A 26,374-nucleotide genomic window follows, 5' to 3' on the forward strand; every position below is an offset into this window, starting at 1 on the left:
AATCTAGCCCCGAAGCCTTGGATTGACGAGGATGTAGGCGATGTCGGCCACGAGGTTCAGCGTGATGTAGATCGTGGCGGTCACCAGCACCACGCCCTGCACCACGGCATAGTCGCGGTTGAACACGGCATCCACGATCAGCTTGCCGAAGCCGGGAATGGAGAAGATCTGCTCGGTCAGGACGGCGCCGGACAGCAGCGTGCCGAGCTCGAGCGCGCCGAGGGTGATGACGGGCGTCAGCGCGTTGCGCATGGCGTGCTTGAGGATCACCGAGCGCTCCAACAGTCCCTTGGCGCGCGCGGTGCGGACGTAGTCGCTTTCCAGCACCTGAAGCATGGCGCTGCGCGTATGCCGCATCAGGACCGCGGCAATCGCATTGCCGAGCACGAAGGCCGGCATGATGGTGACCGCCAGGCTGGCGCGCCAGTTCTCGGTGAGCGGCACGTAGCCGGACGCCGGCAGCCAGCCGAGCTCGATCGAGAACAGGAAGATCAGCATGATCCCGAGCCAGAAGTTCGGCGTCGAGATGCCCCACAGCGCAAACAGGTTCGCGCAATAGTCCCAGGCCGACCCCTTCTTCACGGCGGCGACGATGCCGGCGGGAATGCCGATCAGGAAGGCGATCAAGATCGCCATCGAACCCAGCTGCAAGGTCACCGGCAGCTTCTGCGCGATCAGCTCGCGCACCGGCATCTTGTTGCGCAGCGACTCGCCGAAATCGCCCGAGAGCACGCCCTTGATCCAGTAGACGTACTGCACCGGCACGGGCTGATCGAGCCGGTACTGGCGGCGGATCTGCTCGATCACCGCGGGGTCGCGCTCTTCGCCCGCCATGACCAGCGCGGGATCGCCCGGCAGCAATTGCTGCAGCGAGAAGATCAGCACCGAGACGAAGAATAGCGTCGGCACGATCTGCGCAAGGCGGCGGGCGAGGAAGTTCAGCATGGTCGCACCGGTGTCCCGGGCGCGGCGCAACATGCAATGTTGCGCCGCTGAACCGGGACCCAGCTGCCACGGTTCGTCGTCGCCGTGGGTCCCGGCTCTGCGGAGCAGCGCTTCCGCGCTGCGCCGCGTCCGGGACACGCGTGCATCGGCACGTTCATCACTTCAGCTTCAGCCCAACCACGCGGACGAGACCGTCAGGCATCTGCTTGTAGCCTTCGAGCCTGGTCGTGTGCGCGATGATGATGCGGCGGTGGTAGAGGTAGAGCAGCGGCTCCTCCTCCTGCACCAGTCTGGCGAGCGTCTCGTAGCTCGCCTTGCGCTTGGCGGGATCGGTGACCAGCCGCGCATCCTCCAGCGCCTTGTCGGCCTGCGGATTATTCCACGCGCCGTAGTTCTGCGGCGCACCATTGTGCAGGAACACGAAAGTGTTCCCATCCGGATCAACGCGGCCGCTCCAGGCGAGCATGTAGGCCTGGTAGTCGCCGGTCTCGGCCTGCTTCAGCCCGGTTGCGAATTCGGTGAGGCGTATCTTCATGTCGAACCCGGCTTCCGCCGCCATGGACTGGATCACCTGCGCCGGCGTCTCGGTCTCCACGCCCTTGGGCACTAGGAAATCGACGCTGACCGGCGGCGTCACGCCGGCTTCCTTCAGCAGCGCCTTGGCCTTCTCGACGTTGCGGGGACGGACCGGAAGCGATTTCTGATAATAGGGGTGATCAGGGTTGACCCATTGATTGCCGACCTGAAACTCGCCGTTGAACACGACCTGGTTGATCGCCTCGCGGTCGATGGCGAGGTCGAGCGCCTGGCGCACCTTGGCGGATTGGCTGAGCGGTCCCTTGGCCTTGTCCTTGCCGATGTTGAGCGTGACGCCCTGATAGCCGAGCTCGATCGCGGTCGCGACCTTCAGACGCGAGTCGGCGCGCACCTCCTTCAGATCAGTGGCGAGCACGCGCTCGATCAGGTCGAGGCCGCCGGATTTCAGGTTCGCCAGCCGCACGGTGCCATCGACGATCGGCTGGAACACGATCTTGTCGATGAAGACGTTGTCCTTGTTCCAATAGTCTGCGAACTTCTCGAACACGATGCGGTCCTGCTGCACGCGCTCGATGAATTTGTAGGGACCGGCGCAGACCGGGCGCAGGCCGAACTTGTCGCCGGCCTCTTTCGCTGCCTTCGGCGACATCATCATCCCGGCGCGGTCGGTGAGCTGGGCGAGCAGCGGCGAGAACGGCGACTTCAGCACCAGCTTGACGGTGAGGGGATCGACGACCTCGATGTGATCGACCGAGGCCAGCTCCGGCTTGCGAAACGAGCCGGGGAACGTCAGGTGGCGTTCCAGCGAGAACTTGGCGGCCTCGGCATCGAGCGGCTCGCCGTCGTGGAATTTCACGCCGGGACGAAGCTTGATGACAAGGCCCTTGCCGTCGTCGACGGTCTCGCTCGACAGCGCAAGCTGCGGCACGATGTTGAGCTTCTCGTCGATGTCGAACAGCTTGTCGCATAAGGCGGAGAACACGATGCGGCCGACATAGGTGCGCGCCATCGTCGGATCGAGGATATCGGGATCCTCGGCGAGGCCGATGCGAAGCGTGGTCTGAGCCTGCACGGCTCCGATCGACAACAGGAGGGCGGCGGCCGCTGCGGCCAAGCGTAACATCTTCATCGGACAATCCCCATTGCTTCGGCTATTTCGTTGTGGACGCGGCGTCTTGTATACCAACCCCGGCGAAGCTCCCGCCTTCCGTCTTTTGGCTGAAGGCCGCGACCAATTTTGCAAGCGCCGGCGAAAATCCGCCCGCTACCGGCAGAATGGCATCGGCAGACGGCAGCTCTGCCGTGCGGTGACAGGCGGTGGCATGGCCGGTGCCGTCCGCCGTGAGCTTCGGCGCCTCGCTGCGGCAACGCTCGATCACGAACGGGCAGCGGGTGTGGAAGCGGCAGCCGGCCGGAGGATTGAGCGCGCTCGGGATCTCGCCCTCCAGCAGGACCGTCGTTCGTTTCGCCTTCGGCTGCGGCAGCGGGATCGCGGACAGCAGCGCGCGGCTATAGGGGTGGCGCGGCGCGGCGAACAGCGCGTCGGCTTCCGCCGTCTCGACGATCTGGCCGAGATTCATCACCGCCACATGGTCGGCGATGTGCTTGACCACGGCGAGGTCGTGCGAGACGAAGATGTAAGCGAGGCCGAGCCGGTCCTGCAGCTCGCGCAGCAGGTTGAGGATCTGCGCGCGGATCGAGACGTCGAGCGCCGAGACCGGCTCGTCGCAGATGATCAGCTTCGGCTCGACCGCGAGCGCGCGGGCGATGGCGATGCGCTGGCGTTGGCCGCCGGAGAATTCGTGCGGATAGCGCCGGGCCAGTCGCGGCTCCAGCCCGACCAGCCGCAGCAGCTCGGCGACGCGCGCGCGGCGCTGTGCCGGCGGCACGAGATCGTGAAGGGCCAGCGGTTCGGTCAGGATCTGGCCGACCGTCATGCGCGGATTGAGCGAGGCATAGGGGTCCTGGAAGATGATCTGCGCCTCGCGGCGGAAGGCGCGCAAGCCGCCGGCGTCGAGCGCGAGCAGGTCGCGACCATTGAAGCGCACCGTGCCCGCATCCGGCTCGATCAGCCGCAGCACGAGACGGCTGACGGTGGATTTGCCGCAACCGGATTCGCCGACCAGCGCCAGCGTCTTGCCGGCCTCGAGCGAGAAGGAAACACCGTCGACCGCCTTGACGTGCGCCAGCGGCCGCCCGAACAGCGAGCGCTGGGCGACGAAATGCTTGATCAGGCCTCTGACCTCGAGCAGCGCCATCACGCCACCAGACGTTCGAGCGGCGCGCGGATGCAGCGCGAGAGATGGCCGGGGCTGACTTCGACCAATGGCGGCGGCGCACGGGTGCAGGCGTCCAGCACGAACGGGCAGCGCGCGGCGAAGCGGCAGCCGGCCGGCGGCTGCGCCATGTTCGGCACCATGCCTTCGATCGTCGCAAGCTGCGCGGCGCGATGGTCGAGCCGCGGGATCGAGCCGAGCAGGCCCACTGTGTAAGGATGCTGCGGGGCGGAGAACAGGTCGTCCACCGGTGCGCGCTCGACGATCTCTCCGGCATACATCACCGCGACCTCGTCGCAGACTTCGGCGACGACGCCGAGATCGTGGGTGATCAGGATGATGGCGGCGCCGCTGGCCTCCTTCAGCTCGCGCATCAGCTCCAGGATCTGGGCCTGCAGGGTGACGTCGAGCGCCGTGGTCGGCTCATCGGCGATCAAGAGGTGCGGATCGCAGGCCAGCGCCATCGCGATCATCACGCGCTGGCGCATGCCGCCGGACAGCTTGTGCGGATATTCGTCGATGCGCCGTTCGGGCGAGGGGATGTGGACGCGGCGCAACAGCTCGATCGTCCGCTCGCGCGCGCTGCGACGTGAGCCGCCGCGATGGCGCAAGATGGTCTCGATGATCTGGTCGCCGATCGTGAAGCTCGGATTGAGCGAGGTCATCGGCTCCTGGAAGATCATCGCGAGCCGGTTGCCGCGCAGGTCGCGCAGGGTCTGGTCCGTCGTCTGCAGGAGATCGAGCCCGTCGAAGCGGATCGCGCCGGATATCTCGGCGCTTTGCTTCGGCAAGAGGCCCATGATCGCCAGCGACGTGACGCTCTTGCCGCAGCCGGACTCGCCGACGAGGCCCAGCGTCGCGCCGTTGGCCACGCTGAGATCGACGCTGTCGACCGCGTGGGTGATGCGGCCGTCGTCGCCGTGGAAACGGATGCGCAGGTCCCTGATCTCGATGAGAGGGCTCGCGCTCATGAGCGTCGTGCGCGGCTTGCGGCGATGCTGGCGTCGATGACGCTGCGATCGGTGTTGCCGGCCGGGTTCTTTCGCGTCGGCATGGAGGGCCGGAAGTGTACCCAGAGCTCGTGGCTGACGCGTTCGAGCCGTTCGAGCTCGCCGAGCGGGTCGGGATGATCGTCGGCGCGAATGTCCAGCGCCGGCCATTCCTCCTCGCCGTGGATTAGCAGCGCGGCGGACTGCTTGCCGCGCTTGTCGCCGCCGGCGGCCTCCCCTGCGCGCATCGCCGCGAGCAGGCGGCGCGGGAAGGGCAGGCTGTCGTTGGCGAGATAGGTCTTTGCCGTCTCGGCGAGCACGTCGGCGCCTGCGAGCATGTTGCCCGCGATCGAGAAGTCGCTGCCTGCGATGTGGCCACACCAGTCGATGCAGTCGCGGCCGGTATGCGCGGCGATTGCGCCGCTCGCATCCATGATGTGGACCTGCCGGCTTTCGCGGCCGTCGTCCGCCGCGAGCAGCGTTGCGAGCACGTGGTGGGCGTTGAGACCCTCGCGCAGGAGCTTGACCCCGTCGATGCCGTAATAGGGATTGACGAAAGCCTGCGTCGCGATAGCCCCGAGGCCGGCCGCGATGTAGGGCACGCGGGCGCCGACGGCGAAGAAGCGGGTCGCGACCGCGATGCCGAACTGGGCGGTGGCAGGATCTCGCGCGATGATCGACCAGGTCATGTGCTGCCTATCAGCGCCCCGCGGCGTAACCTTGCATGCCGCGCGGATTGGCGGCGGCGCGCCGGCGCGGACCGACACGCGAGGCCGCGGTGAGGCGGCCTTCGGACCAGTCGGGGCCGACCTCGACGATGTGTCCGCGCTCGCGCAGATTCTCGATCGTCGCCTTGGGCACGCGGTTCTCGACCACGAGCACGCCGGGGCGCGCGGTGCGCGGCCAGAACGAGATCGGGAAATGCTCGGAGTGCCAGGCCGGTGCGTCGATCGCCTCCTGGAGATTGAGATTGCAATGGACGTGGCGCAGGAAGAACTGCGTGATCCACTGATCCTGCTGGTCACCGCCGGGCGAGCCCCAGGCGAGGTAAGGCTCGCCGTCGCGCAGCGCCATGGTCGGCGACAGCGTCGTGCGCGGCCGCTTGCCGGGCGCAAGCGCCGCCGGATGATCCTCCTCCAGCCAGAACATTTGAGCGCGGCTGCCAAGGCAAAAGCCGAGCTCCGGAATGATCGGCGAGGATTGCAGCCAGCCGCCCGACGGCGTCGAGGAGATCATATTGCCGGCCTTGTCGATGATGTCGAAATGCACGGTGTCGCCGCGCACCTCGCCGAAGCGCCCGACGGTCGGCTCGCCGGCACCGAGCGCGCCGACGGCCTCGCGCTGGCCCTCGGCGCGGCGCAGCTTGACGACGCCGCCAAAGCCCTCCACCGCGCCGGGGCGGAAGTCGAGCGAGGCCCGGTCGGTAACGAGCTTGCGGCGTTCGTCGTTGTAGGCGTCCGACAGCAGCGTCGTGATCGGGATCTCGTTGAACTTAGGGTCGCCGTAGAACTTCTCGCGATCGGCAAATGCAAGCTTGGCGCATTCGATCTGCAGATGGATGAACTCAGGCCCCGTCGGGTCGAGCCCATCGAGCGGAAAGCCCTTCAGGAGCGCCAGCTGTTGCAGCGTCACCGGGCCCTGGCTCCAGACGCCGGCCTTGCACACGGTGTAGCGGCCATAATCGTAGGTGAGCGGCGCCTCGATGGTCGGCTGCCAGCGCGCCATGTCGTCGGCGGAAAGCACACCGCGATGCGGCGAGCCGCTGACGTCCATCACCTCCTGGGTCCGGCAGAACCTGTCGATGGCCTCGGCGACGAAGCCTTGCGACCAGGCTTTGCGCGCCCGCTCGATTTCGGCATCACGGCCACCGCCGCCGCTTTCCGCCTCGCTGAGGATCCGGGCGTAGGTCGCAGCCAGTGTCTTGTTGGTGAAGAGCGTGCCGGGCTTCGGCACCTCGCCGTTCGGCAGGTAGACAGCGGCGGAGGTCGGCCAGTGCTTGCGGAACAATTGCTCGACGGTCTGGATCGTGGCGCAGGCGCGCTCCACCAGCGGGTAGCCGTCGCGCGCATAGGAGATCGCGGGCTCCAGCACGTCGCGCACGCGCATCGTGCCGTAGTCGCGCAGCAGCATCATCCAGGATTCGAACGTGCCGGGGACGCAGGCCGCGAGCAGGCCGGTGCCGGGCACCATGTCGAGCCCCTCGCTCCTGTAGTGCGCGATGGTGGCGCGCGCCGGCGCCGGGCCCTGGCCGCAGATCACCTCGGTGCGGCCGCGCTTCACATCGTGCACGATGACGGGCACGTCGCCGCCGGGGCCGTTCAGATGCGGCTCGACCACCTGGAGCGTGAAGGCGGTGGCGACGCCGGCGTCGAAGGCGTTGCCGCCCTTTTCGAGGATGGCCATGCCGATGGCGGTCGCGATCCAGTGCGTGGTGGCGACGACCCCGAACGTGCCCTCGATCTCGGGGCGCGTCGTAAAGGGATCGGGATTGACGTTGCTGGCCATGGGCTACCTCATCTGCGGCGCGCGCAATTGATCACAGGGGCAGGCCGTCGCCAAATGCGCAGGCTGCATGGCACGCGCGCGTCACGCCGGGACCGGCGCGGTGTTGACCGCATGGCAGGCGACGCCGCCGATCAGTTCCGGGGCCTCCTTGCGGCAGAGCTCGAACGCCAGCGGGCAGCGCGGATTGAAGGCGCAGCCGGAGGGCGGGTTGATCGGGTTCGGGATCTCGCCCTTCACCGGAATGCGCTGGCGGCCGCTCATGGCGAGGTCGGGCACCGCGCCCAGCAGCATCTTGGTGTAGGGCATGCGCGGATTGGCGAACAACTCGCGCCCCTCCGCGATCTCGACGATGCGGCCGAGATACATCACGCCGACGCGGCTCGCCATGTGGCGGACCACGGCGAGGTTGTGGCTGATGAACATGTAGGTCAGGCCGAACTTGTCCTGGAGGTCGCGCATCAGGTTGAGGATCTGCGCCTGCACCGAGACGTCGAGCGCGGAGGTCGGCTCGTCGCAGACGATGAACTCGGCATCCGAGGCGAGCGCCCGCGCAATCGCGATCCGCTGGCGCTGGCCGCCGGAGAATTCGTGCGGAAACTTCAGCCGGTCGTCGGGATGCAGGCCGACCAGGGTGAGCAGCTCGGCGACGCGGGCCTGGATGTCGCGCTCGCCCTGGATCAGGTCGAAGGCGCGGATCGGCTCGGAGATGATGGCGTCGACGCGGAAGCGCGGGTTCAGGCTCGCATAGGGATCCTGGAAGATCATCTGGATGCGGCGGCGCAGCTTTCGCCGCGCCGGCGCCTGCCGCGGATCGGTCATCGAGACGCCGTCGATCAGGACGTCGCCCGCGCTCGGCGGCAGCAGCCCCACGACCATCCGTGCCACCGTGGTCTTGCCCGATCCGGATTCGCCGACCAGCGCAAACGTCTCACCCTTCCTGATGTCGAAGGTGACGTGATCGACCGCCTTGAGATATTCGAGGTGCCCGCCTTCGAGCACGCGGTTGAGCCAGGGTTTCGAGACGTCGAACACCCGGCGCAGATTTGTGGCCTGAACGAAGGGGGCGCTCATGCCGCGCTCTCCGCCGGCACGTTGTCGTAGAGGTGGCAGGCGACCGATTGCGCGCCGCGCGGCTGCGGCTCCGGCCGCTCGACCCGGCAGCGGTCGAAGGCGAAGGCGCAGCGCGGATTGAACGAACAGCCGCGCGGGATCGCCGAGAGGCGCGGCATCGAACCGGGGATCTGCTGGAGGCGCTTGTCGTCGCCGGCCAGCGTCGGAATCGCGCCCATCAAGCCCTTGGCGTAGGGGTGCAGCGGATTTCTGACGACATCCTGCACCGGACCGATCTCGGCGACACGGCCGGCATACATTACCGCGACGCGGTCCGAGGTCTCCGCGATCACGCCCATGTCGTGCGTCACCAGCATCACGGCGGTGCCGTGGTCGCGGCCGAGCCGCTTGATCAGCGAGATGATCTGCGCCTGCACGGAGACGTCGAGCGCGGTGGTCGGCTCGTCGGCGATGATCAGCTCGGGCTCGGCGCAGATCGCGAGCGCGATTACCACGCGCTGACGCATGCCGCCGGAGAATTCGTGCGGATAGCCGTCGATGCGCCTGTCCGGCGCGGGAATGCCGACCTCGGCGAGCAGGTCGATGGCGCGGCGGCGGGCGGCGGATTCGGACAGGTCCAGGTGGGTCCTGATCGTCTCGATGATCTGGTCGCCGACCCGGTAGAGCGGATTGAGCGAGGTGAGGGGGTCCTGGAAGATCATGCCGATCCGCTTGCCCCGGATGCGGCGTATCTCCTCTGGCGGCAGATGGTCGATGCGCTGGCCGGCGAGCCGAATCTCGCCGCCGGCGATGCGGCCGGGGGGATCGATCAGCCCGATCACGGCGAGGCCGGTGACGGATTTGCCGGCGCCGGATTCGCCGACCACGCCCAGCACCTCGCCCTTGGCGATGTCGAAGGAGACGCCGTCGATAGCGCGCAGCGTGCCGCGGCGGGAGGCGAACTCCACCTGGAGGTTGCGCACGGAGAGAATGGGTTCGGTCATGAGCGAGGCGTACTCATCGAAGTGTTGCTCATCGGAGTTTCGGATTGAGCGCGTCGCGCAGCCAGTCGCCGAGCAAATTGATCGACAGGATCAGGCCGGCCAGAGCCAGGCCCGGGAAGGCGACGATCCACCATTCGCCCGCGAACAGATAATTGTTGCCGATGCGGATCAGCGTGCCGAGCGAGGGCATCGTGTCGGGCAGGCCGACGCCGAGGAAGGACAGCGTCGCCTCGGTGATGATGGCGAGCGCCAGGTTGATGGTGGCGATGACGAGGATCGGGCCCATCGTGTTGGGCAGCACGTGGCGCAGCATGATCTTCGGTGCGGGCAGGCCGATCAGCTGCGCGGCAGCCACGTAGTCCTTGTTCTTCTCGACCATCACGGAGCCGCGCACCGTTCGGGCATACCCCACCCAGAAACTCAGGCCGATCGAGATCACCAGCACCACCAGCATGCTGGTGGCATCCAGCCGGTTGCCGAAGATGGATTTGGCGATGCCGTCGACCAGCAGCGCGATCAAAATGGCAGGGAACGTGAGCTGCACGTCGGCGATCCGCATGATCACGCCGTCGACCGCGCCGCCGAAATAGCCGGCGATCAGGCCGAGCGCGATGCCGAGCGCGCCGGCGAAGATCACGCCGGCGACGCCCACCATGAGCGAGATGCGCATGCCGTAGAGGATGGCGGAAAACACGTCGCGGCCCTGCTCGTCGGTGCCGAGCAGGAACGGGCTCTGGCCGTCGGCGGTCCAGAGCGGCGAGATGCGCGAGTTCATCAACTGGAGCTGCGCCGGATCGAACGGGTTTTGCACCGCGAGGGCGGATGCAAAGATCGCGAGCAGGAAGAACAGCACGGTAATGGCCGCCGCCACCATGGTCAGCTTGGATCGGCGGAACGAATAGAAGACGTCGCTGTCGAGCGCGCGGCTCAGCCAGCTGCGGCCGGCCTGGGCGGGCGGCGCGCTCTGCTTGTCGGGATTGGAGGCGACTGCGTCGGACATGCAGGGCTGCCTTATGAGGCGCGGCCGACGGTCGCGCGGAGGCGCGGATCGACCACGGTGTAGAGGATGTCGACCACCAGATTGATGGTGACGAAGATCAGCGAAACCATCAGCAGGTAGGCGGCCATGATCGGGATGTCGACGTTTTGCACGGCCTGCACGAACAAAAGTCCCATGCCCGGCCATTGGAACACGGTTTCGGTGATGATCGAAAATGCAATAACCGAGCCAAACTGAAGTCCGGCCACCGTGATCACGGGAATCAGCGTGTTCTTCAGCGCGTGGCCGAAATGGATGGCGCGGGTGGTCAATCCCCGGGCGCGAGCGAAGCGGATATAGTCGGTTCGCAGCACCTCCAGCATCTCGGCGCGCACCAGCCGCATGATCAAGGTCATCTGGAACAGGCCGAGGGTGATCGAGGGCATGATCAACGCCTTCAGTCCCGACAGCGTGAGCAGGCCCGTGCTCCACCAGCCGAGCTTGACTACCTCGCCGCGTCCGAACGAGGGCAACCAGCCGAGTGTCACGGCGAACAGATAGATCAGCAAAATGCCGATCAGGAAAGTCGGCAACGAGATGCCGACAAGCGAAACCGCCTGGAACAGCTTGGCCAGCACGGTGTCGCGCCTGAGCGCCGAATAGACCCCCATCAGAATCCCGAACACCATTGCAAAGACGGTGGCGCAGATCGCAAGTTCCAGCGTGGCGGGCATCCGCTCCATCAACAGCGTCGAGACCGGCTGGCGGAACTGATAGGAGACGCCGAACTTGAACTGCGCGGCATCGGCGAAGTAGCGCACGAACTGCACCGGCACGGGATCGTCGAGGCCGAGCGATTTACGCACGATTTCGCGTTCGGCCGCCGACGTGTCGATCGAGACGATCTGGTTGACGGGGTCGCCGGCGAAACGGAACATCGAGAAGGCGATGATGCCCACGGCGAACATGACGCCGATGGCCTGAACGGCGCGGCGAAGCGTGAAAGCGAGCATGCCTTCCACTATCCTTGGGTGTGCGTGCGGCCGACGACTTTGTCAGCCGGAAAAAGGAAAGGTCCCGGACGCCTGATGCGCCGGGACCTCGTGTTCAACTGACGCTATTCCTTCTTGGTCGCCCAGTGGAACATGACCAGGTTGTCGGCGCGCTGCGGCAGGTTGACCTTTTTCGATACGCCCCAGGCCAGTGCCTGCTGATGCAGCGGAATGTAGGCCCAGTCCTTGATGCTGATGTCGTAGGCCTGCTTGATCAGCTGGTTGCGCTTGGCGGTGTCGGTCTCGACCAGCACCTTGTCGGTGATGGCGTCGAACTCCTTGTTGCAATAGCCGCCGAGATTGGCCTCGCCGCGCGAGGACTTCGCATCGTCGCGGCAGCCCATGATGTCGTACAGCACGTTGTGCGAGTCCATCGTGCTCGGCGTCCAGCCCAAGAGGTAGAACGAGGTCTGGTAGCCGCCTTGCTTGAGCACCTTGGCGAAGTATTGCGCCTTCGGTTGCGCCAAAAGATTGATCTTGACGCCGATGCGGGCGAGCATGCCGACGACCGCCTGGCAGATCGCGGCGTCGTTGACGTAGCGATCGTTCGGGCAATCCATCGTGACCTCGAAGCCGTCGGGATAACCCGCTTCGGTCAGGAGCTTCTTGGCGCCGTCAGGGTCGAATTTCGGTCGCGTGAACTCCTTGGACAGCACGAACAGTTCCGGCGCGATCATCAGAGCCGACGGCGTCGACAGCCCGCGCATCACGCGCGTCTTGATCAACTCGATGTCGATCGCCTTGTAGAAGGCTTCGCGAACTCGGGCGTCCTTGAACGGATTCTTGCCTTTGATGTTGGAGTAGAGCAGCTCATCGCGCGTCTGGTCGAAGCCGATGAAGATGGTGCGCAGCTCCGGCCCCTTCAGCACCTGGGCGTTCGGGCTGGAATCGACGCGGGAGATGTCCTGGATCGGCACAGGCTCGATGACGTCGACTTCGCCGGAGAGCAGTGCGGCGACGCGGGTGGCGTCGGAGGAAATCGGGGTGAAGACGATCTCCTTCAGGTTACCTTCCATCTTGCCCCAGTAATTGGGATTGGCCTTGAACACCGTCTTCACGCCGGGCTGATGGCTCTCGATGATGAAGGGGCCGGTGCCGTTCTCGTTGAGCGAGGCGTAGCTCGGCGTGGTCGCCGCCACCGGCGTCGGATCGACGACGTTGTTCTCCTCGGCCCACTTCTTGTTCATGATGTACCAGACATCCCACGAATTGTGCAGGATGGGATTGGGCGAAGGCAGAACGAAGTCCACGGTGTAGTCGTCGACCTTGACGACCTTGACGTCGGGCGCGAGGCGGGTCTGCATGTTGGACCCCTTCTTGCGGACACGATCGGCGGAGAACACGACGTCGTCGGCGGTGAAGGGATTGCCGTTGTGGAATTTCACGCCCTTGCGCAAATGGAAGCGCCAGCGGGTCGGCTCGGGAGTTTCCCAGCTCTCTGCCAGCGCCGGAATGACCTTGAGGTCCTTGTCGCGCGCGGTGAGGCCTTGGTAGACGTGACCGAGATGTGCGTGGGTCGTGCTCTCGTTGAGCGTGTAGGGATCAAGGGACTTCAGGTCACCCTGGTTGGCATAACGGAGCGTCTGGCTCGATGCCGGCGTGACCGCCAACGCAAGCGTACCGGCGAGCGTCGCCGCAAACAGACTTCGACCTAGTGACATTCTTGACCCTCTCCACTGCCATGCCGATGATTTTTGATTGTTCGGCGGGGCTGATTGATCCATGTTGCCCAGAGTTCTCGACCGGTGCAAGCGCCATTCCAGCAAGGAACGCGCCAAGTTGCGCCGCTGTGCAGCAATGCAGACCATGCCGCCCGGCATGGGAGATCGCCCCTTTCGACTTTGGTTGACCATATCGGCGGGTTGCGGGACGGGGCACGCCGCGCCGGCATCAGGTCGCTTGCGTCGCACCACAACTCGCGGCGATACTCCGGCAGGCCGCTCGAATCTCAATCTGGAGGGGACATGAAGGTAAACATCGAAATCGACTGCACCCCCCTCGAGGCCCGCCAGTTCTTCGGTCTGCCCGACGTAGGGCCGATGCAAACGGCAGTGATGGATAAGCTGCAGCAGCAGGTGCTCAGCAACATCGAGAAGGTCTCGCCGGAGTCGCTGATCCAGAGCTGGTTCACGTTCGATCCGAAGATCGCCGAGCGGTTTCAGGATATGTTCGTCACGATGGCCGGCCTTGGCGGCACGCGTAGCAGCGACAAGAAAAAATAGTGTCGCCCGGACAGGAGGGGGCGCCGGAGAGAGGCCGGCTTCGTCCGCCGGGTCTCGGCCTGTTGCTCGCCGAAGCCCGTGGCCTGTTCGAACTCAATGCAAGCCTCTTGCTGTCGCCGCTCCTGATGCGGGCGCCGAGGGGCGACCGCCATCCGGTGCTGGCGCTGCCGGGCTTTCTCGCCAGCGACCTCTCGATGGCGCCGATGCGGCGCTATCTCAGCGAGCTCGGCTATGAAGCACATGCCTGGCGGATGGGCCGCAATCTCGGCGGCCTCGGGCGGATGCGGGACGCGTTGCGCGCCCGGCTTGCCGAGATTCATGCCGCGAGCGGGCGCAAGGTCAGCCTGGTCGGATGGAGTCTCGGCGGCGTCTATGCCCGCGATCTTTCGCTTTGGGCGCCCGATATGGTTCGCTACGTCATCACGCTCGGCAGCCCTTTCGCCAATGACGTGCGGGCGACCAACGCCACGCGGCTCTACGAGGCGCTGTCGGGCGAGCGGGTCGAGGATTTTGCCGAAGCGCGCGAGGCGATCGCCGGCGATCTGCCGGTGCCGACAACCTCGATCTATTCGCGGGCCGACGGTGTGGTTAACTGGCGGACCTGCTTGTTGCGTCCCTCCGACCGCGCCGAGAATATTGAAGTGCTCCTGGCGAGCCATATCGGGCTCGGGGTGAACCCGGCGGCGCTGTGGGCGGTGGCCGACCGTCTGGCCCAACCGGAGGGGGAATTTTCCCCATTCGACCGGGCAGGGCCGTTTGCCATTGCATATCCCCCGCCGGAACAGGCAATATCGGCCTGACGAGAAGCGCCGGCTAAGGCGCCCGTCAATCTCTGCGGGAGGGAACTATGGCTGACGGTAAGAAGCTGTCGTCGCTGGACGCGTCGTTTCTCTATCTGGAAACGCCGGAAATGCCGATGCATGTCGGAAGCATGGCGATCTTTCGCCTGCCCGACGACTACAAGGGCGACTTCTTCGAAGACTTCAAGGCGATGATCGTCTCGCGGCTGCACATCGCGCCGATCCTGAAGGCGCGGCTGGAGAAGGCGCCGCTCGACATCGACCATCCCTCCTGGGTCGAGGACGATCAGTTCGACATCGATCGTCACATCTTCCGGGCCAGCCTGCCGCAGCCGCGCGACCGCGCCACGCTGGAGCGCATCGTCGGCTGGGCCCATGCCAAGCTCCTGAACCGCGCCCGGCCGCTCTGGGAGTTCTACGTGTTCGAGGGCATGAAGGACAACGAGGTCGGGCTCTATTCCAAGATGCACCATGCCGCGATCGACGGCGGCGCCGGCGCGGCGCTGACCAGCATGATCTACGATATCTCGCCGATCCCGCGGAAGATCGAGCCGCCGGCGGCGGGATCCAAACCCGGCCAGGAGCCGCGCGACATCGCCGCCAACCTGCTGGATTCCTATCAGCAATTGTTCAGCCAGTCGCTCGACGCCTCGGCGGCGAAGAAGCTGCAATTGCCGCGCACCGGCAAGAGCGATATCGGCTCGATCCTGTTCGACAACGCGATGTACCAGATCGAGAGCGCAGTGCGCTTTGCCGGCAACATTCCGACCGTGCTCAAGAGCGTGTCCGACGTGCTCGCCAAGGTCGCCGATCCCAGATCGCGCGAGAGCCTCGTCAGCATGGTGTCGCCGCCGACCATGCTCAACAAGAGCATCTCCTCGGAGCGCAGCTTTGCCGGCGTGTCGATCCCGCTGTCGCGGGCGAAGGCGCTGGCCAAGCAGGCCGGCGGCAAGCTCAACGACGTCGTGCTGGCGCTCGCCTCGGGCGTGGTCCGCCGCTATCTCCTGCAATATGGCACGCTGCCGGCGAAATCGCTGACGGCGGCGGTGCCGATCTCGCTGCGCGAGGAGGGCAACACCGAGGCCAACAACCAGGTGTTCGGCATGATCTGCGCGATCGCGACCAACGTCGACGATCCCAAGGCGCGGCTCGAGGCCATCATCGCGCAATCGACCAAATCCAAGGAGATGTCGCATCCCCTGCGCGCGCTGATGCCGCAGGTCTCCAACATCTCGATGCTGGGCGCGCCGATCATGGTGCAGATCCTGGCCTTGCTCTACAGCCGCTCGAACCTCTCGGACGTGCTGCCGCCGGCCGCCAACATCACGGTGTCGAACGTGCCGGGACCGCGGCAGACGCTCTATGCCGCGGGCGCCGAGCTGCTGCACATCTTCCCGGTGTCGATCTCGACGCACGGGCAGGCGCTCAACATCACCGTGCAGAGCTACCGCGACCAGCTCGATTTCGGCTTCATCGTCGGCGCCAACATCGTTCCGCATGTGCAGGTGATGTGCGACATGCTGCCGGAGGAATTCGCCGCACTGGAAGCGGCCTACGCGCCTCCGGCGGCGGACATCAAGGGCGCTGCCGAGTAGGAATGTTGCAATGATCGAAATGCCGCCGCTCAAGTTCGTGACGACGAACGGAATCCGCATGGGCTATTACGAGGCTGGCCCGGCCGACGACAAGCCGCCGATGGTGCTGTGCCACGGCTGGCCCGAGCTCGCCTTTTCCTGGCGCCATCAGATCAAGGCGCTGAGTGAGGCCGGCATCCGGGTGATCGCCCCGGACCAGCGCGGCTATGGCGCGACCGACCGGCCCGAGCCGGTCGAGGATTACGACATGGAGCATCTGACCGACGATCTCGTCGGTCTGCTCGATCATCTCGGCATCGACAAGGCGATCTTCGTCGGTCACGATTGGGGCGGCTTCGTCGTCTGGCAGATGCCTTTGCGGCACCCTTCGCGCGTCGCCGGTGTGGTCGGGGTCAACACCCCGCATTGGGACCGCGCGCCGATCGATCCCATCGCGCTGTTTCGCCAGCGCTTCGGCGATCAGATGTATATCGTCCAGTTCCAGGATCCCGCACGCGAGCCGGACAGGATCTTCGGCAGCCGGGTCGAGGAGACCTTCGACGCCTTCATGCGCAAGCCGGCCGCGCGCCCTCCGGGTGCGCCCGAGGAACAGCCGATTGCCGGTATTGGTGCTTCGCCCCGCATCAACCTGGCGTTCCCGCAGATGATCGCGAATTACGACGCCAGACATGATCCGCGCACGCCGATCCTGTCGGCCGAGGAGAAGAAGGTGTTCGTCGACACCTTCACGAAGACCGGCTTCACCGGCGGCATCAACTGGTATCGCAACTTCACCCGCAATTGGCAGCGGGCGATGGGACTGGATCATCACATCCACGTGCCGTCATTGATGATCATGGCCGAGAACGACGCGGTGCTGCCGCCGTCAGCGGCGGACGGCATGGAAAAGCTGATCGGCGATCTCGAGAAGTACCTGGTGAAGGACAGCGGCCATTGGACGCAGCAGGAGAAGCCGGAGGAGGTCAGCGCCAAGCTGATCGAATGGCGTAGAAGGCGGTTTGGTTAGCGCTCGTCATCGCGAGCGAAGCGAAGCAATCCAGAAATGTATTCGCGGAAGGCAGTCTGATTGCCTCGTCGCTTCGCTCCTCGCAATGATGGCGGTGAATATCGAGGCAGGGGGAAGCGTAGTTAAATGTCATCCACGAACCGTCTGGACCCGATCCCGCATCCGCCGACCAAGCCCGTGGTCGGCAACATGCTGTCGCTGGATTCGGCTGCACCCGTGCAGCACCTGACACGGCTCGCCAAGGAGCTCGGTCCGATCTTCTGGCTCGATATGATGGGCTCGCCGATCGTGGTCGTCTCCGGCCACGATCTCGTCGACGAGCTCTCCGATGAGAAGCGCTTCGACAAGACGGTGCGCGGCGCGCTGCGGCGCGTGCGCGCGGTCGGCGGCGATGGCCTGTTCACGGCCGATACCAAGGAGCCGAACTGGAGCAAGGCGCACAACATCCTGCTTCAGCCGTTCGGCAACCGCGCCATGCAGTCCTATCACGGCAGCATGGTCGATATCGCCGAGCAGCTGGTCCAGAAATGGGAGCGGCTCAACGCCGACGACGAGATCGACGTCGTGCACGACATGACCGCGCTGACGCTGGACACGATCGGCCTGTGCGGCTTCGACTATCGCTTCAATTCGTTCTATCGGCGCGACTACCATCCCTTCGTCGAGTCGCTGGTGCGCTCGCTCGAAACCATCATGATGACGCGCGGCTTGCCGTTCGAGCAGCTCTGGATGCAGAAGCGGCGCAAGACGCTGGCCGAAGACGTCGCCTTCATGAACAAGATGGTCGACCAGATCATTGCCGAACGGCGCAAGAGCGCAGAGGCCATCGACGACAAGAAGGACATGCTCGCCGCGATGATGACCGGCGTCGACAGGGCGACCGGCGAGCAGCTCGACGACGTCAACATCCGCTACCAGATCAACACGTTTCTCATTGCGGGCCACGAGACCACCAGCGGCCTGTTGTCGTACACGCTCTATGCGCTGCTCAAGCACCCGGACATCCTCAAGAAGGCCTATGACGAGGTCGATCGCGTCTTCGGCCCCGACGTCAATGCGAAGCCGACCTATCAGCAGGTGACGCAGCTCACCTACATCACGCAGATCCTGAAGGAGGCGCTGCGGCTGTGGCCGCCGGCGCCGGCCTATGGCATCTCGCCGCTGAACGACGAGACGATCGGCGGCAGATACAAGCTTCGGAAGGGCACGTTCACCACGATCCTGGTGACCGCCCTGCATCGCGATCCCTCCGTCTGGGGTCCGAATCCCGATGCCTTTGATCCCGAGAATTTCAGCCGTGAGGCGGAAGCGAAGCGGCCGATCAATGCCTGGAAGCCGTTCGGTAACGGCCAGCGCGCCTGCATCGGCCGCGGCTTCGCCATGCACGAGGCCGCGCTTGCGCTCGGCATGATCCTGCAGCGCTTCAAGCTGATCGATCACCAGCGCTACCAGATGCATCTGAAGGAGACACTGACGATCAAGCCGGAGGGCTTCAAGATCAAGGTGCGTCCGCGCGCCGATCGCGAGCGCGGTGCCTATGGCGGACCGATTGCGGCCGCCGGTTCGGCGCCGAAGGCCCCGCGCCGGCCGACGGCCCGGCCCGGCCACAACACGCCGATGCTGGTGCTCTATGGCTCCAATCTCGGCACCGCCGAGGAGCTCGCGACGCGCATGGCCGACCTTGCGGAGATCAACGGCTTTGCCGTGCATCTCGGCCCGCTCGACGACTACGTCGGCAAGCTGCCGCAGGAGGGCGGCGTGCTGATCATCTGCGCATCCTACAACGGCGCGCCGCCCGACAATGCGACGCAGTTCGTCAAATGGCTTGGCGGCGATTTGCCGAAGGAGGCCTTCGCCGGCGTGCGCTACGCCGTGTTCGGTTGCGGCAACAGCGACTGGGCCGCGACCTATCAATCGGTGCCTCGACTGATCGACGAGCAATTGTCGAAGCATGGCGCCCGTGCGGTCTATCCGCGCGGCGAAGGCGATGCGCGCAGCGATCTCGATGGCCAGTTCCAGAAATGGTTCCCCGCCGCCGCCCAGGTCGCGACCAAGGAATTCGGCATCGACTGGAATTTCACCCGCACCGCGGAGGACGATCCGCTCTATGCGATCGAGCCGGTCGCGGTCACGGCCGTCAACACCATCGTTGCCCAGGGCGGCGCGGTGGCGATGAAGGTGCTCGCCAACGACGAGCTTCAGAACAAGAGCGGGCCCGATCCATCCGAGCGCTCGACGCGCCACATCGAGGTGCAGCTGAGGGCCAACGTCAGTTACCGGGTCGGCGATCACCTCAGTGTCGTCCCGCGCAATGATCCGACGCTGGTGGATTCGGTGGCCCGTCGCTTCGGTTTCCTTCCGGCCGACCAGATCAGGCTGCAGGTTGCCGAGGGGCGCCGCGCGCAATTGCCGGTCGGCGAGGCCGTGTCGGTCGGCCGCCTGCTCAGCGAGTTCGTCGAGCTGCAGCAGGTCGCAACCCGCAAGCAGATCCAGATCATGGCGGAGCACACGCGATGCCCGGTCACCAAGCCGAAGCTGCTGGCCTTTGTCGGCGAGGAGACCGAGCCGGTCGAGCGTTACCGCGTCGAGATTCTCGCCAAGCGCAAATCGGTGTTCGACCTGCTGCTCGAATATCCGGCCTGCGAATTGCCGTTCCACGTCTATCTGGAGATGCTCTCGCTGCTGGCGCCGCGCTATTATTCGATCTCGTCCTCGCCGTCGGTCGATCCCGCGCGTTGCAGCATCACGGTCGGCGTGGTCGAAGGGCCGGCCGCCTCCGGGCGCGGGGTCTACAAGGGCATCTGCTCGAACTATCTCGCCAATCGCCGCGTCGGCGACGTCGTCTACGCCACCGTGCGTGAAACCAAGGCCGGCTTCCGGCTTCCCGAGGATCCGTCGGTGCCGATCATCATGATCGGCCCGGGCACGGGCCTCGCGCCGTTCCGCGGCTTCCTCCAGGAGCGCGCCGCGCGCAAGGCCAAGGGCGCGACGCTTGGGCCATCCATGCTGTTCTTCGGCTGCCGCCATCCCGACCAGGATTTTCTCTACGCCGACGAGCTGAAGGCGCTAGCCGCCAGCGGCATCACCGAGCTGTTCACGGCGTTCTCGCGCGCCGACGGACCGAAGACCTATGTACAGCACGTGCTGGCCACGCAGAAGGACAAGGTCTGGCCGCTGATCGAGCAGGGCGCGATCATCTATGTCTGCGGCGACGGCGGCAAGATGGAGCCCGACGTCAAGGCGGCGCTGGTCGCAATCCACCGCGAGAAGAACGGCGGTGACGCGGCCGCCAGTGCCCGCTGGATCGAGGAGATGGGCACGAAGAACCGCTATGTGCTCGACGTCTGGGCGGGTGGGTGATTGTTCGTCCGATCGTGCTAAACGTCGGGGATGATTCCCTGGGAAAAGATCGACACCGCCAGGATTCCCGGTTCCGACGAGGAGCTCCGGCTGATGCGGCGGGGCAAGGAATTCTCCATCAAGCTCGGCACCAACGAGCTGATGAACAATCGCTTGTCCGGCTCGGAAGCCGCGCTCGCAACGCTCGCGGCGAAGCAGATCGAGAAGGTCGCCAAGCCCGTCGTCCTCATCGGCGGCCTCGGCATGGGCTTTACGTTGCGTGCGGCGCTCACCGTGCTTGGGCCCAAGGCGAAGGTCGTGGTGTCCGAACTGGTGCCGGCGGTGGTGGCCTGGGCGAAAGGTCCGATGGCGGAGGTCTTCGGCGACAGCCTGGATGATGGCAGAGTGAAGATCCGGGAAATCGACGTTGGCGAAATCATCCGCGCGCAGCGGTCGGCCTTCGACGCCATTCTCCTCGACGTCGATAACGGGCCGGAAGGGCTGACCCGCAAGGGCAATGACGCGCTCTATAGTGCGAGCGGGCTCTCGGCAGCGAAGACGGCGCTGCGCCCGGGCGGCGTGCTCGCGGTCTGGTCGTCGGGACCCAACCCCGCCTTCACCAGGCGTCTCCGCACCGCCGGCTTGGTCGTCAACGAAGTCAATGTCCGCGCCACCGGGCGAGGCGGTGGCGCGCGCCATGTAATCTGGATCGCGAAGAAGAGTTAAGCGGCCTGCGCGGCCGCGCCATGGGCGTGCTTGTCGATGGCGTCGATGATCTCCGGCCAGAACCGCATCGGCAGCGCGTGGCCCATGCCTTCGATCATCAACAATTTGGCGTTCGGGATTGACGCCGCCGTGTCCTTGCCGCCTTCGGGGCGGACCAGCGGATCGACGGTGCCGTGAATGACCAGTGTCGGTGTGATCACCGCGTGCAGCCGCTCCTTCCGGCTGCCGGACGCCAGCACGGCGCGGAGCTGACGGCCGACGCCGGCCGGATTGAGTCCGCGCGCGAACACGCGCTCGGCACGCTCGGGGTCGAGCGCTTCCTCCTCCGGAAAATGTCCGGCGCGCAACACCTTCCAGGTCTGGCCATAACGGACGATGAACTCCTCCTTGCTGCGCGGCGGCGGCGCCATCAGCATTGCGGCGGCTTCGCGCGACGGCGGCGGGATGCGCGGATTGCCTGTGGTCGACATGATCGATGTCAACGAACGGACGCGGTGCGGAAACGACAGCACCACCTCCTGGGCGATCATGCCGCCCATGGACGCGCCGACCAGATGCGCCGACTTGATGTCGAGCGCATCCATCAAGGCGACCGTGTCCTTCGCCATGTCGATCAGCTTGTAGGTCGTGGCGACCGGAATCCTGAGGAAGCGCAGCTTCAGCAGCTCGAGCGGCGTCAGGCGCTTGCCGCCGGTGAGATGGCTCGACTTGCCGATATCGCGATTGTCGAAACGGATCACGCGGAAACCCCGCGCGGCAAGCTGCTCGCAGAACGCATCGTCCCAGTGGATCATCTGCGCTCCCAAACCCATGATCAGCAGCAGCGGTTCGGCATTGTCGTTGCCAAAGATCTCGTAGCAGATGTCGATGCCGTTGGCGCGGACGGTCTGGGGCGGCTGATGGGTGGTCACGGATCCCTCCTGCTGATCGGTGTTGTATCGCACGGTTTCCCGCCGCAAAGAAGCGGCGCGCCGAGCAGCGAGTGCGCTTGCCGGTTGACCGGCACCGCGCAACGGTGTGGTATGGCGGGAAAAGAAGGGCATCGCAGCTCTCGATTTCAGGAGGACGCCGATGACCGACAAGACCAACGACCCCGTTGCCACGTGGCAGAAGATGGTCGGCGAGATGGAGAAGGGGTTCAACTCTTTCGCCAACCAGGCGATGTCGTCGCCGGAATTTTCACAGGCGATGAACCGCGCCGGCGGAGTTGCTGCAGGTGCTCAGAAGCAGCTCGGCGAACTCATGGAGAAATATCTCGTCACGATGAACCTGCCGAGCCGGGAGCAGGTCACTGGTCTTGCGGAACGGCTCCAGTCGGTCGAGGCGCAGATCGGCGAGATCAAGGCGATGCTGAGCCAGATGGCGGCGAATTCCGGCATCACGCAAGGCTTCGATAGCACCCCGCGGCCGCCACGGACGAAGCGCCCGCCTTCCGAGCCCGGAGAGCCGACATGAACGGGCCGGCGGGACTTGATCTCGCGTCCATCCCGGAGCGGATCCAGACCGAGGTGCAGCGCGCGATCCAGCGCAGCATCAAGGGCGTTGAATATTTCTCGACCTCGGGCCCTTCGCTCGGCTCGACGCCGAAGGACGTGCTGCATTCGCGCGGCACCATGAACCTTTATCACTACCGGCCGATGTCGGACGAGATCTACCGGGTGCCGGTGCTGATCGTGATGGCGACCACCAATCGCGGCTACATCCTCGACCTCGTCCCCGGGCAGAGCTTCATCGAGTTCCTGCTCAAGCGCGGATACGACGTCTACATGCTCGACTGGAGCGCGCCGCGGCCGGAGGAGAAGAGCCTGCGGATGGAGGACTATGTCCTCGACTTCATCCCGGACTGCGTCCGCCGCGTGCAGGCGGACTCCGGAGAGCAGGACGTCTCGGTCATCGGCTATTGCTTCGGCGGCGTGCTGTCGCTGCTGTACGGCTCGATCCACAAGGACGGGCCGATGAAGAACCTGATCTGCTTCACCACGCCGATCGACTTCCGCGAGATGAAGCTGTTCTCGAACTTCTCCGACCGTCGTTATTTCGACGTCGACCGTCTCGTCGACAGCGTCGGCAACGTGCCGCCGGAAATGATCCTGTCTTCGTTCGAGATGCTGCGCCCGGCCTCGCGCACGGTGAGCCAGATCCAGCTCTGGGAGAACATCTGGAACGACGAGTTCGTCAAATCCTACCGCATGTTCGACCGCTGGGCGACCGACACGCTGCCGCTGGCCGGCGAATATTTCCGCACCATCACCAAGGACCTGATGTGGGACAACAAGCTGTTCAACGACGCCATGTCGGTCGGCGGCCGTGCGGCGAAGCTCGAGAGCATCAAGGTGCCGATCCTGCACGCGGTCGCCGAGCACGACCACATCGTGCCGTATGAGGCCGCCAAGCACCTGATCGCGAAGATCGGATCTGCGGACAAGGAAGAGGTGATCCTGAAAGGCGGTCACGTCTCGCTGGTCGCGGGCGCCAACGCCGTGAAGCGGCTATGGCCGAAACTGGATTCCTGGCTGGGAAAGAGATCGATATGAGCGAGCAGCGTTCCTATCCGCGTCACGTCAAGACCGACGCCGGCGATATCGAGATTCGTCTGATGGCGCCCGCGGACGAGGCCGCGGTGCTCGCCTTCGGCAAGGGTCTGCCAACCCACGATTTGCTGTTCCTGCCGCGCAATATCAGCGAGCCGAAGGTGCTGTCGGCCTGGGTCAAGGAGATCGAGCGGGGCGCGATCACGAGCCTGCTCGCGGTCAGGGACGGCAAGGTCGTCGGCTGCGGCACGCTGGTGCGCGATCCCCATTCCTGGTCGCCCCATGTCGGCGAGATCCGGATGGTGGTCTCGCTCGATGTGCGCGGGAAGGGGGTGGGGCGGGCGCTGTCGCAGGAGACCTTTGCACTCGCACTCGGGGCGGGCCTGGAAAAGCTCTCGGTTCAGATGACGGTCGATCAGCAGGCGGCGATCGCCGTGTTCGAGAGCCTCGGCTTCAAGGCCGAAGCGTTGCTGCGGGCCCACGTTCGGGACGTCGACGGCAAGACCCACGACATCGTCGTGCTCGGTCACAACATCGCGCAGGTCCAGGCCCAGATGGAGGCCTATGGGCTGCCGGGCGCGGTGCAGCACTAGGGATCGCCAAAAGGGGGTCGGTAGGGGCCAAGTGGCCAAGGAGGCATCAGGATGCCTCTTATTCAGCTTGATCACGATTTCGTGATATCGCAGTGCAATATGAATATTGCATCGCACAATTAACTATGCCATATAGGTCGTGCCCCGGGCCAATGCGGACGGGGTGAGCCCATAGCTCAGAGCAATGAGGATGGAGAGAACCCCATGACCACTGAAACCAACACCGCTTTCGAGGGCTTCAAGGACGCTTTCAAGAACATCCAGAATCTGGAAGTTCCCGAGGCTGCCCGCGAGTTCGTCAAGAAGACCGCCAACACCGCCAAGGACCGTGCTGCCGAGGCTTTCGCAGGCTCCGAGCGCGTGACCGCCGCCGTCGAGAACGCGGTGACCGAATCCGTCGCTGAAGCCGGCAAGATCAGCCGCAACATCCAGCAGGCGATCTACGAGGACGCCGAGGCGTTCCTCGCGAGCATCGACAAGCTCGCGTCCGCCAAGTCGTTCAGCGAGGCCGTCGAGATCCAGTCGGGCCTGCTCCGCTCGCGCGGCGAAGTGTTCGTCTCGCGCGCCAAGGCGACCGCCGACTATTTCGGCAAGCTCGCTGCCAACGGTGCGAAGTCCGCTCAGGACAATTTTGCCAAGGTCTACAACAAGACCGCCTGATCTGGCGCCCTGAGCAGAAAACTGAATTTGAGGCCCGCTTCGGCGGGCCTTTTGTTTTTGGTCGGCGTTCCCCGGATCAGCAGTGCGCACCGCCGTCTTGCGGCGGGGTGCACTGCTGATCCGGGGTCCATCGTTTGCCTGGTCCCGGCTCTGCGGCGCATCGCTTCGCGCTGCACCGCGTCCGGGACACGGGCAGATCGACGCGCTAAGTATCTACAATGAACGCACCCGCCACCTTCACCTTCGACACCCCCGGCGACGCCGAACGCGCGGCCGAGCTGCGCCGCGTCAAGGCGCTGGCGACGCTGGTGCTTGCCTCGACGCTTGCGCTCTTCATCGTGGCAAAATGGCTCCTGCCGGTGCATCCGTTGTTCGGCTTCATCGCCGCCTTCGCGGAAGCCGCGACCATCGGCGGCCTCGCCGACTGGTATGCCGTGGTTGCCCTGTTCAAGCGGCCGCTCGGCCTGCCGATCCCGCATACCGCGATCATCCAGAGCAACCAGGCCCGCATCGCCGACAAGCTCGGCGAGTTCATCCAGGTGCATTTCCTCGAGGCCGGTCCCGTCGAGGCCAAGCTGAAGGAAATCGATTTCGGCTCCTTCATTGCCGACTGGCTGCGCGACCGCAAGCGCAGCGATGATCTGGCTCGCTTCGCGCTCCGCCTGTTGCCCGAGGCCTTCTCGGCGACGGAGACCTCCGGCTTGATGACCTTCATCATCCGCCGCATGTCATCGCAGCTCCAGGCGATCGACCTTGCGCCGCTTGCCGCCGGCACGCTGCGCGGCTTCGTGGCGGAGGGGCGGCACCAGATTCTGTTCGACGATCTCCTGCGGGTGATGCACGAGACGCTGAATCAGAAAGAGACGATGGCGATGATCCGCGAGAAGGTGCGCGCGGAATTGCCGACCCTGCTCAGGCTCTACCGTGCCGACAAGTTTCTGGTGAACAAGATCGTCGCGTCCGCCACCGCGTTCTTCAACGAGGTGCGCAGCGATGCCAAGCACCCGTTCCGCAGCGAGTTCGATCGCATGGTGCTGAGCTTCGTCGACCGGCTCGGCACCGATCAGGCCTATATCGACCGCATCGCCGGATTGAAGCGTGACCTGCTGGCGCGGCCCGAGCTCGCCGATCTTGCCCGCACGGTCTGGGCCAACACACGCTCGTTCATCGAGCGCAGCGCGAGCGGCGAAACGCAGGTGCTGCAGCATCATCTCGCCGGCATGTTCGTCGCGGCAGGCGAAGCGCTTGCCGGCGATGCCGAGCTGCGCGGCGAGATCAACAAGGGCCTGGTGACGGTGTTGCGCAGCTTCATTGCCGATCAGAAGAGCGGCGTTTCGATCTTCATCTCCGATCAGGTCAAGGCGTGGGATATGGCGCAGCTGATCTCGCTGATCGAAATCAACATCGGTCGCGATCTGCAATACATCCGCTTCAACGGCTCGCTGATCGGCGGCCTCGCCGGCCTGGCGCTCTACTCCGTAGAATTCCTGCTCCGATGGCTGTGACTTTTGCGTCACGGCTTCCGGCATTAGCACACAAGCCTATTGTCGCCTGGGGTCTGCCCG

23 protein-coding genes are annotated in these 26,374 nt (G+C 65.2%); 11 read left to right on the forward strand and 12 right to left on the reverse strand.

Annotated elements, in window-relative coordinates:
- Positions 1–3: 3 nt before the first annotated feature.
- The 11 genes from E4K64_RS04545 to E4K64_RS04595 all read right to left on the reverse strand — a co-directional run bounded on the left by E4K64_RS04545 (position 4) and on the right by E4K64_RS04595 (position 12,998).
- The gene (locus E4K64_RS04545) at positions 4–945 is read right to left on the reverse strand and encodes an ABC transporter permease (protein WP_126256477.1); all 942 of its coding nucleotides are present in this window, start codon (positions 943–945) and stop codon (positions 4–6) included.
- A 157-nt stretch (positions 946–1,102) separates the two neighbouring features.
- Positions 1,103–2,611 (reverse strand): ABC transporter substrate-binding protein, encoded by a 1,509-nt coding sequence (locus tag E4K64_RS04550; protein WP_135162363.1) that lies wholly within the window; start codon positions 2,609–2,611, stop codon positions 1,103–1,105.
- 22 nt (positions 2,612–2,633) lie between these two features.
- A complete protein-coding gene (locus E4K64_RS04555; protein ID WP_167771802.1) occupies positions 2,634–3,740 on the reverse strand; it encodes an ABC transporter ATP-binding protein in 1,107 nt (368 codons plus the stop codon).
- Positions 3,740–4,729, reverse strand: coding sequence for an ABC transporter ATP-binding protein (locus tag E4K64_RS04560; RefSeq protein WP_135162365.1), 990 nt, complete (start codon positions 4,727–4,729; stop codon positions 3,740–3,742). The genes E4K64_RS04555 and E4K64_RS04560 overlap by 1 nt, the downstream gene beginning before the upstream one ends.
- Complete coding sequence (locus E4K64_RS04565; RefSeq protein ID WP_135162366.1) at positions 4,726–5,436, reverse strand: DUF1028 domain-containing protein; 711 nt, start codon at positions 5,434–5,436, stop codon at positions 4,726–4,728. Before E4K64_RS04565 ends, E4K64_RS04560 begins: the two co-directional genes overlap by 4 nt.
- Positions 5,437–5,446: 10 nt before the next feature.
- Positions 5,447–7,252: a gamma-glutamyltransferase family protein gene (locus tag E4K64_RS04570; RefSeq protein WP_135162367.1), complete on the reverse strand. Its 1,806-nt coding sequence runs from the start codon at positions 7,250–7,252 to the stop codon at positions 5,447–5,449.
- Between the two features lie 81 nt (positions 7,253–7,333).
- The gene (locus E4K64_RS04575) at positions 7,334–8,323 is read right to left on the reverse strand and encodes an ABC transporter ATP-binding protein (RefSeq protein WP_126256471.1); all 990 of its coding nucleotides are present in this window, start codon (positions 8,321–8,323) and stop codon (positions 7,334–7,336) included.
- Positions 8,320–9,306, reverse strand: a complete 987-nt coding sequence (locus E4K64_RS04580) for an ABC transporter ATP-binding protein (protein WP_135162368.1) — start codon at positions 9,304–9,306, stop codon at positions 8,320–8,322. The genes E4K64_RS04575 and E4K64_RS04580 overlap by 4 nt, the downstream gene beginning before the upstream one ends.
- A 28-nt stretch (positions 9,307–9,334) precedes the next feature.
- Complete coding sequence (locus tag E4K64_RS04585; RefSeq protein WP_135162369.1) at positions 9,335–10,306, reverse strand: ABC transporter permease; 972 nt, start codon at positions 10,304–10,306, stop codon at positions 9,335–9,337.
- A gap of 11 nt (positions 10,307–10,317) precedes the next feature.
- Positions 10,318–11,298 carry an ABC transporter permease gene (locus E4K64_RS04590; RefSeq protein WP_135162370.1) on the reverse strand — a complete coding sequence of 327 codons (981 nt, stop codon included), beginning with the start codon at positions 11,296–11,298 and terminating at the stop codon, positions 10,318–10,320.
- Positions 11,299–11,402: 104 nt separating this feature from the next.
- On the reverse strand, positions 11,403–12,998 hold the full coding sequence (locus tag E4K64_RS04595; protein WP_135162371.1) for an ABC transporter substrate-binding protein: 1,596 nt from the start codon (positions 12,996–12,998) through the stop codon (positions 11,403–11,405).
- Between the two features lie 303 nt (positions 12,999–13,301).
- On the opposite strand from E4K64_RS04595, the gene E4K64_RS04600 reads away from it, so the two are divergent.
- From E4K64_RS04600 to E4K64_RS04625, 6 genes are all read left to right on the forward strand, one after another.
- Positions 13,302–13,559, forward strand: a complete 258-nt coding sequence (locus tag E4K64_RS04600; RefSeq protein WP_028135213.1) for a DUF6489 family protein — start codon at positions 13,302–13,304, stop codon at positions 13,557–13,559.
- Positions 13,559–14,359, forward strand: coding sequence for an esterase/lipase family protein (locus E4K64_RS04605; RefSeq protein ID WP_135162372.1), 801 nt, complete (start codon positions 13,559–13,561; stop codon positions 14,357–14,359). Before E4K64_RS04600 ends, E4K64_RS04605 begins: the two co-directional genes overlap by 1 nt.
- A gap of 47 nt (positions 14,360–14,406) precedes the next feature.
- A complete protein-coding gene (locus E4K64_RS04610) occupies positions 14,407–15,954 on the forward strand; it encodes a WS/DGAT/MGAT family O-acyltransferase (RefSeq protein WP_126256465.1) in 1,548 nt (515 codons plus the stop codon).
- Positions 15,955–15,964: 10 nt separating this feature from the next.
- Positions 15,965–16,960 (forward strand): alpha/beta fold hydrolase, encoded by a 996-nt coding sequence (locus E4K64_RS04615; protein WP_135162373.1) that lies wholly within the window; start codon positions 15,965–15,967, stop codon positions 16,958–16,960.
- Between the two features lie 126 nt (positions 16,961–17,086).
- Positions 17,087–20,320 carry a bifunctional cytochrome P450/NADPH--P450 reductase gene (locus E4K64_RS04620; RefSeq protein WP_135162374.1) on the forward strand — a complete coding sequence of 1,078 codons (3,234 nt, stop codon included), beginning with the start codon at positions 17,087–17,089 and terminating at the stop codon, positions 20,318–20,320.
- A 30-nt stretch (positions 20,321–20,350) separates the two neighbouring features.
- Complete coding sequence (locus tag E4K64_RS04625; RefSeq protein WP_135162375.1) at positions 20,351–21,025, forward strand: spermidine synthase; 675 nt, start codon at positions 20,351–20,353, stop codon at positions 21,023–21,025.
- Here E4K64_RS04625 and E4K64_RS04630 read toward each other — a convergent pair.
- A complete protein-coding gene (locus tag E4K64_RS04630; RefSeq protein ID WP_135162376.1) occupies positions 21,022–21,936 on the reverse strand; it encodes an alpha/beta fold hydrolase in 915 nt (304 codons plus the stop codon). The two genes, E4K64_RS04625 and E4K64_RS04630, sit on opposite strands and share 4 nt — an antisense overlap.
- Positions 21,937–22,096: 160 nt before the next feature.
- On the opposite strand from E4K64_RS04630, the gene E4K64_RS04635 reads away from it, so the two are divergent.
- The 5 genes from E4K64_RS04635 (at position 22,097) to E4K64_RS04655 (ending at position 26,314) form a co-directional block, all read left to right on the forward strand.
- Positions 22,097–22,480, forward strand: a complete 384-nt coding sequence (locus tag E4K64_RS04635) for a hypothetical protein (RefSeq protein WP_126256460.1) — start codon at positions 22,097–22,099, stop codon at positions 22,478–22,480.
- Positions 22,477–23,559, forward strand: a complete 1,083-nt coding sequence (locus E4K64_RS04640; protein ID WP_135162377.1) for a PHA/PHB synthase family protein — start codon at positions 22,477–22,479, stop codon at positions 23,557–23,559. The genes E4K64_RS04635 and E4K64_RS04640 overlap by 4 nt, the downstream gene beginning before the upstream one ends.
- Entirely contained in the window at positions 23,556–24,149 is a 594-nt protein-coding gene (locus tag E4K64_RS04645; RefSeq protein ID WP_167771803.1) for a GNAT family N-acetyltransferase, read from the forward strand. Before E4K64_RS04640 ends, E4K64_RS04645 begins: the two co-directional genes overlap by 4 nt.
- Before the next feature lie 204 nt (positions 24,150–24,353).
- Positions 24,354–24,809 carry a phasin gene (locus tag E4K64_RS04650; protein ID WP_135162379.1) on the forward strand — a complete coding sequence of 152 codons (456 nt, stop codon included), beginning with the start codon at positions 24,354–24,356 and terminating at the stop codon, positions 24,807–24,809.
- A gap of 218 nt (positions 24,810–25,027) precedes the next feature.
- Positions 25,028–26,314, forward strand: coding sequence for a DUF445 domain-containing protein (locus tag E4K64_RS04655; RefSeq protein ID WP_135162380.1), 1,287 nt, complete (start codon positions 25,028–25,030; stop codon positions 26,312–26,314).
- Positions 26,315–26,374 lie beyond the last annotated feature (60 nt).

Origin of the sequence: Bradyrhizobium frederickii (assembly GCF_004570865.1) — a bacterium.
GTDB lineage: Bacteria > Pseudomonadota > Alphaproteobacteria > Rhizobiales > Xanthobacteraceae > Bradyrhizobium > Bradyrhizobium frederickii.

Bases quoted from the DNA above. Each gene is read 5' to 3' on its own strand.
- E4K64_RS04545 (WP_126256477.1), bottom strand. From the start codon at position 945: ATGCTGAACTTCCTCGCCCGCCGCCTTGCGCAGATCGTGCCGACGCTA.
- E4K64_RS04550 (WP_135162363.1), bottom strand. From the start codon at position 2,611: ATGAAGATGTTACGCTTGGCCGCAGCGGCCGCCGCCCTCCTGTTGTCG.
- E4K64_RS04555 (WP_167771802.1), bottom strand. From the start codon at position 3,740: ATGGCGCTGCTCGAGGTCAGAGGCCTGATCAAGCATTTCGTCGCCCAG.
- E4K64_RS04560 (WP_135162365.1), bottom strand. From the start codon at position 4,729: ATGAGCGCGAGCCCTCTCATCGAGATCAGGGACCTGCGCATCCGTTTC.
- E4K64_RS04565 (WP_135162366.1), bottom strand. From the start codon at position 5,436: ATGACCTGGTCGATCATCGCGCGAGATCCTGCCACCGCCCAGTTCGGC.
- E4K64_RS04570 (WP_135162367.1), bottom strand. From the start codon at position 7,252: ATGGCCAGCAACGTCAATCCCGATCCCTTTACGACGCGCCCCGAGATC.
- E4K64_RS04575 (WP_126256471.1), bottom strand. From the start codon at position 8,323: ATGAGCGCCCCCTTCGTTCAGGCCACAAATCTGCGCCGGGTGTTCGAC.
- E4K64_RS04580 (WP_135162368.1), bottom strand. From the start codon at position 9,306: ATGACCGAACCCATTCTCTCCGTGCGCAACCTCCAGGTGGAGTTCGCC.
- E4K64_RS04585 (WP_135162369.1), bottom strand. From the start codon at position 10,306: ATGTCCGACGCAGTCGCCTCCAATCCCGACAAGCAGAGCGCGCCGCCC.
- E4K64_RS04590 (WP_135162370.1), bottom strand. From the start codon at position 11,298: ATGCTCGCTTTCACGCTTCGCCGCGCCGTTCAGGCCATCGGCGTCATG.
- E4K64_RS04595 (WP_135162371.1), bottom strand. From the start codon at position 12,998: ATGTCACTAGGTCGAAGTCTGTTTGCGGCGACGCTCGCCGGTACGCTT.
- E4K64_RS04600 (WP_028135213.1), top strand. From the start codon at position 13,302: ATGAAGGTAAACATCGAAATCGACTGCACCCCCCTCGAGGCCCGCCAG.
- E4K64_RS04610 (WP_126256465.1), top strand. From the start codon at position 14,407: ATGGCTGACGGTAAGAAGCTGTCGTCGCTGGACGCGTCGTTTCTCTAT.
- E4K64_RS04615 (WP_135162373.1), top strand. From the start codon at position 15,965: ATGATCGAAATGCCGCCGCTCAAGTTCGTGACGACGAACGGAATCCGC.
- E4K64_RS04620 (WP_135162374.1), top strand. From the start codon at position 17,087: ATGTCATCCACGAACCGTCTGGACCCGATCCCGCATCCGCCGACCAAG.
- E4K64_RS04625 (WP_135162375.1), top strand. From the start codon at position 20,351: ATGATTCCCTGGGAAAAGATCGACACCGCCAGGATTCCCGGTTCCGAC.
- E4K64_RS04635 (WP_126256460.1), top strand. From the start codon at position 22,097: ATGACCGACAAGACCAACGACCCCGTTGCCACGTGGCAGAAGATGGTC.
- E4K64_RS04640 (WP_135162377.1), top strand. From the start codon at position 22,477: ATGAACGGGCCGGCGGGACTTGATCTCGCGTCCATCCCGGAGCGGATC.
- E4K64_RS04645 (WP_167771803.1), top strand. From the start codon at position 23,556: ATGAGCGAGCAGCGTTCCTATCCGCGTCACGTCAAGACCGACGCCGGC.
- E4K64_RS04650 (WP_135162379.1), top strand. From the start codon at position 24,354: ATGACCACTGAAACCAACACCGCTTTCGAGGGCTTCAAGGACGCTTTC.
- E4K64_RS04655 (WP_135162380.1), top strand. From the start codon at position 25,028: ATGAACGCACCCGCCACCTTCACCTTCGACACCCCCGGCGACGCCGAA.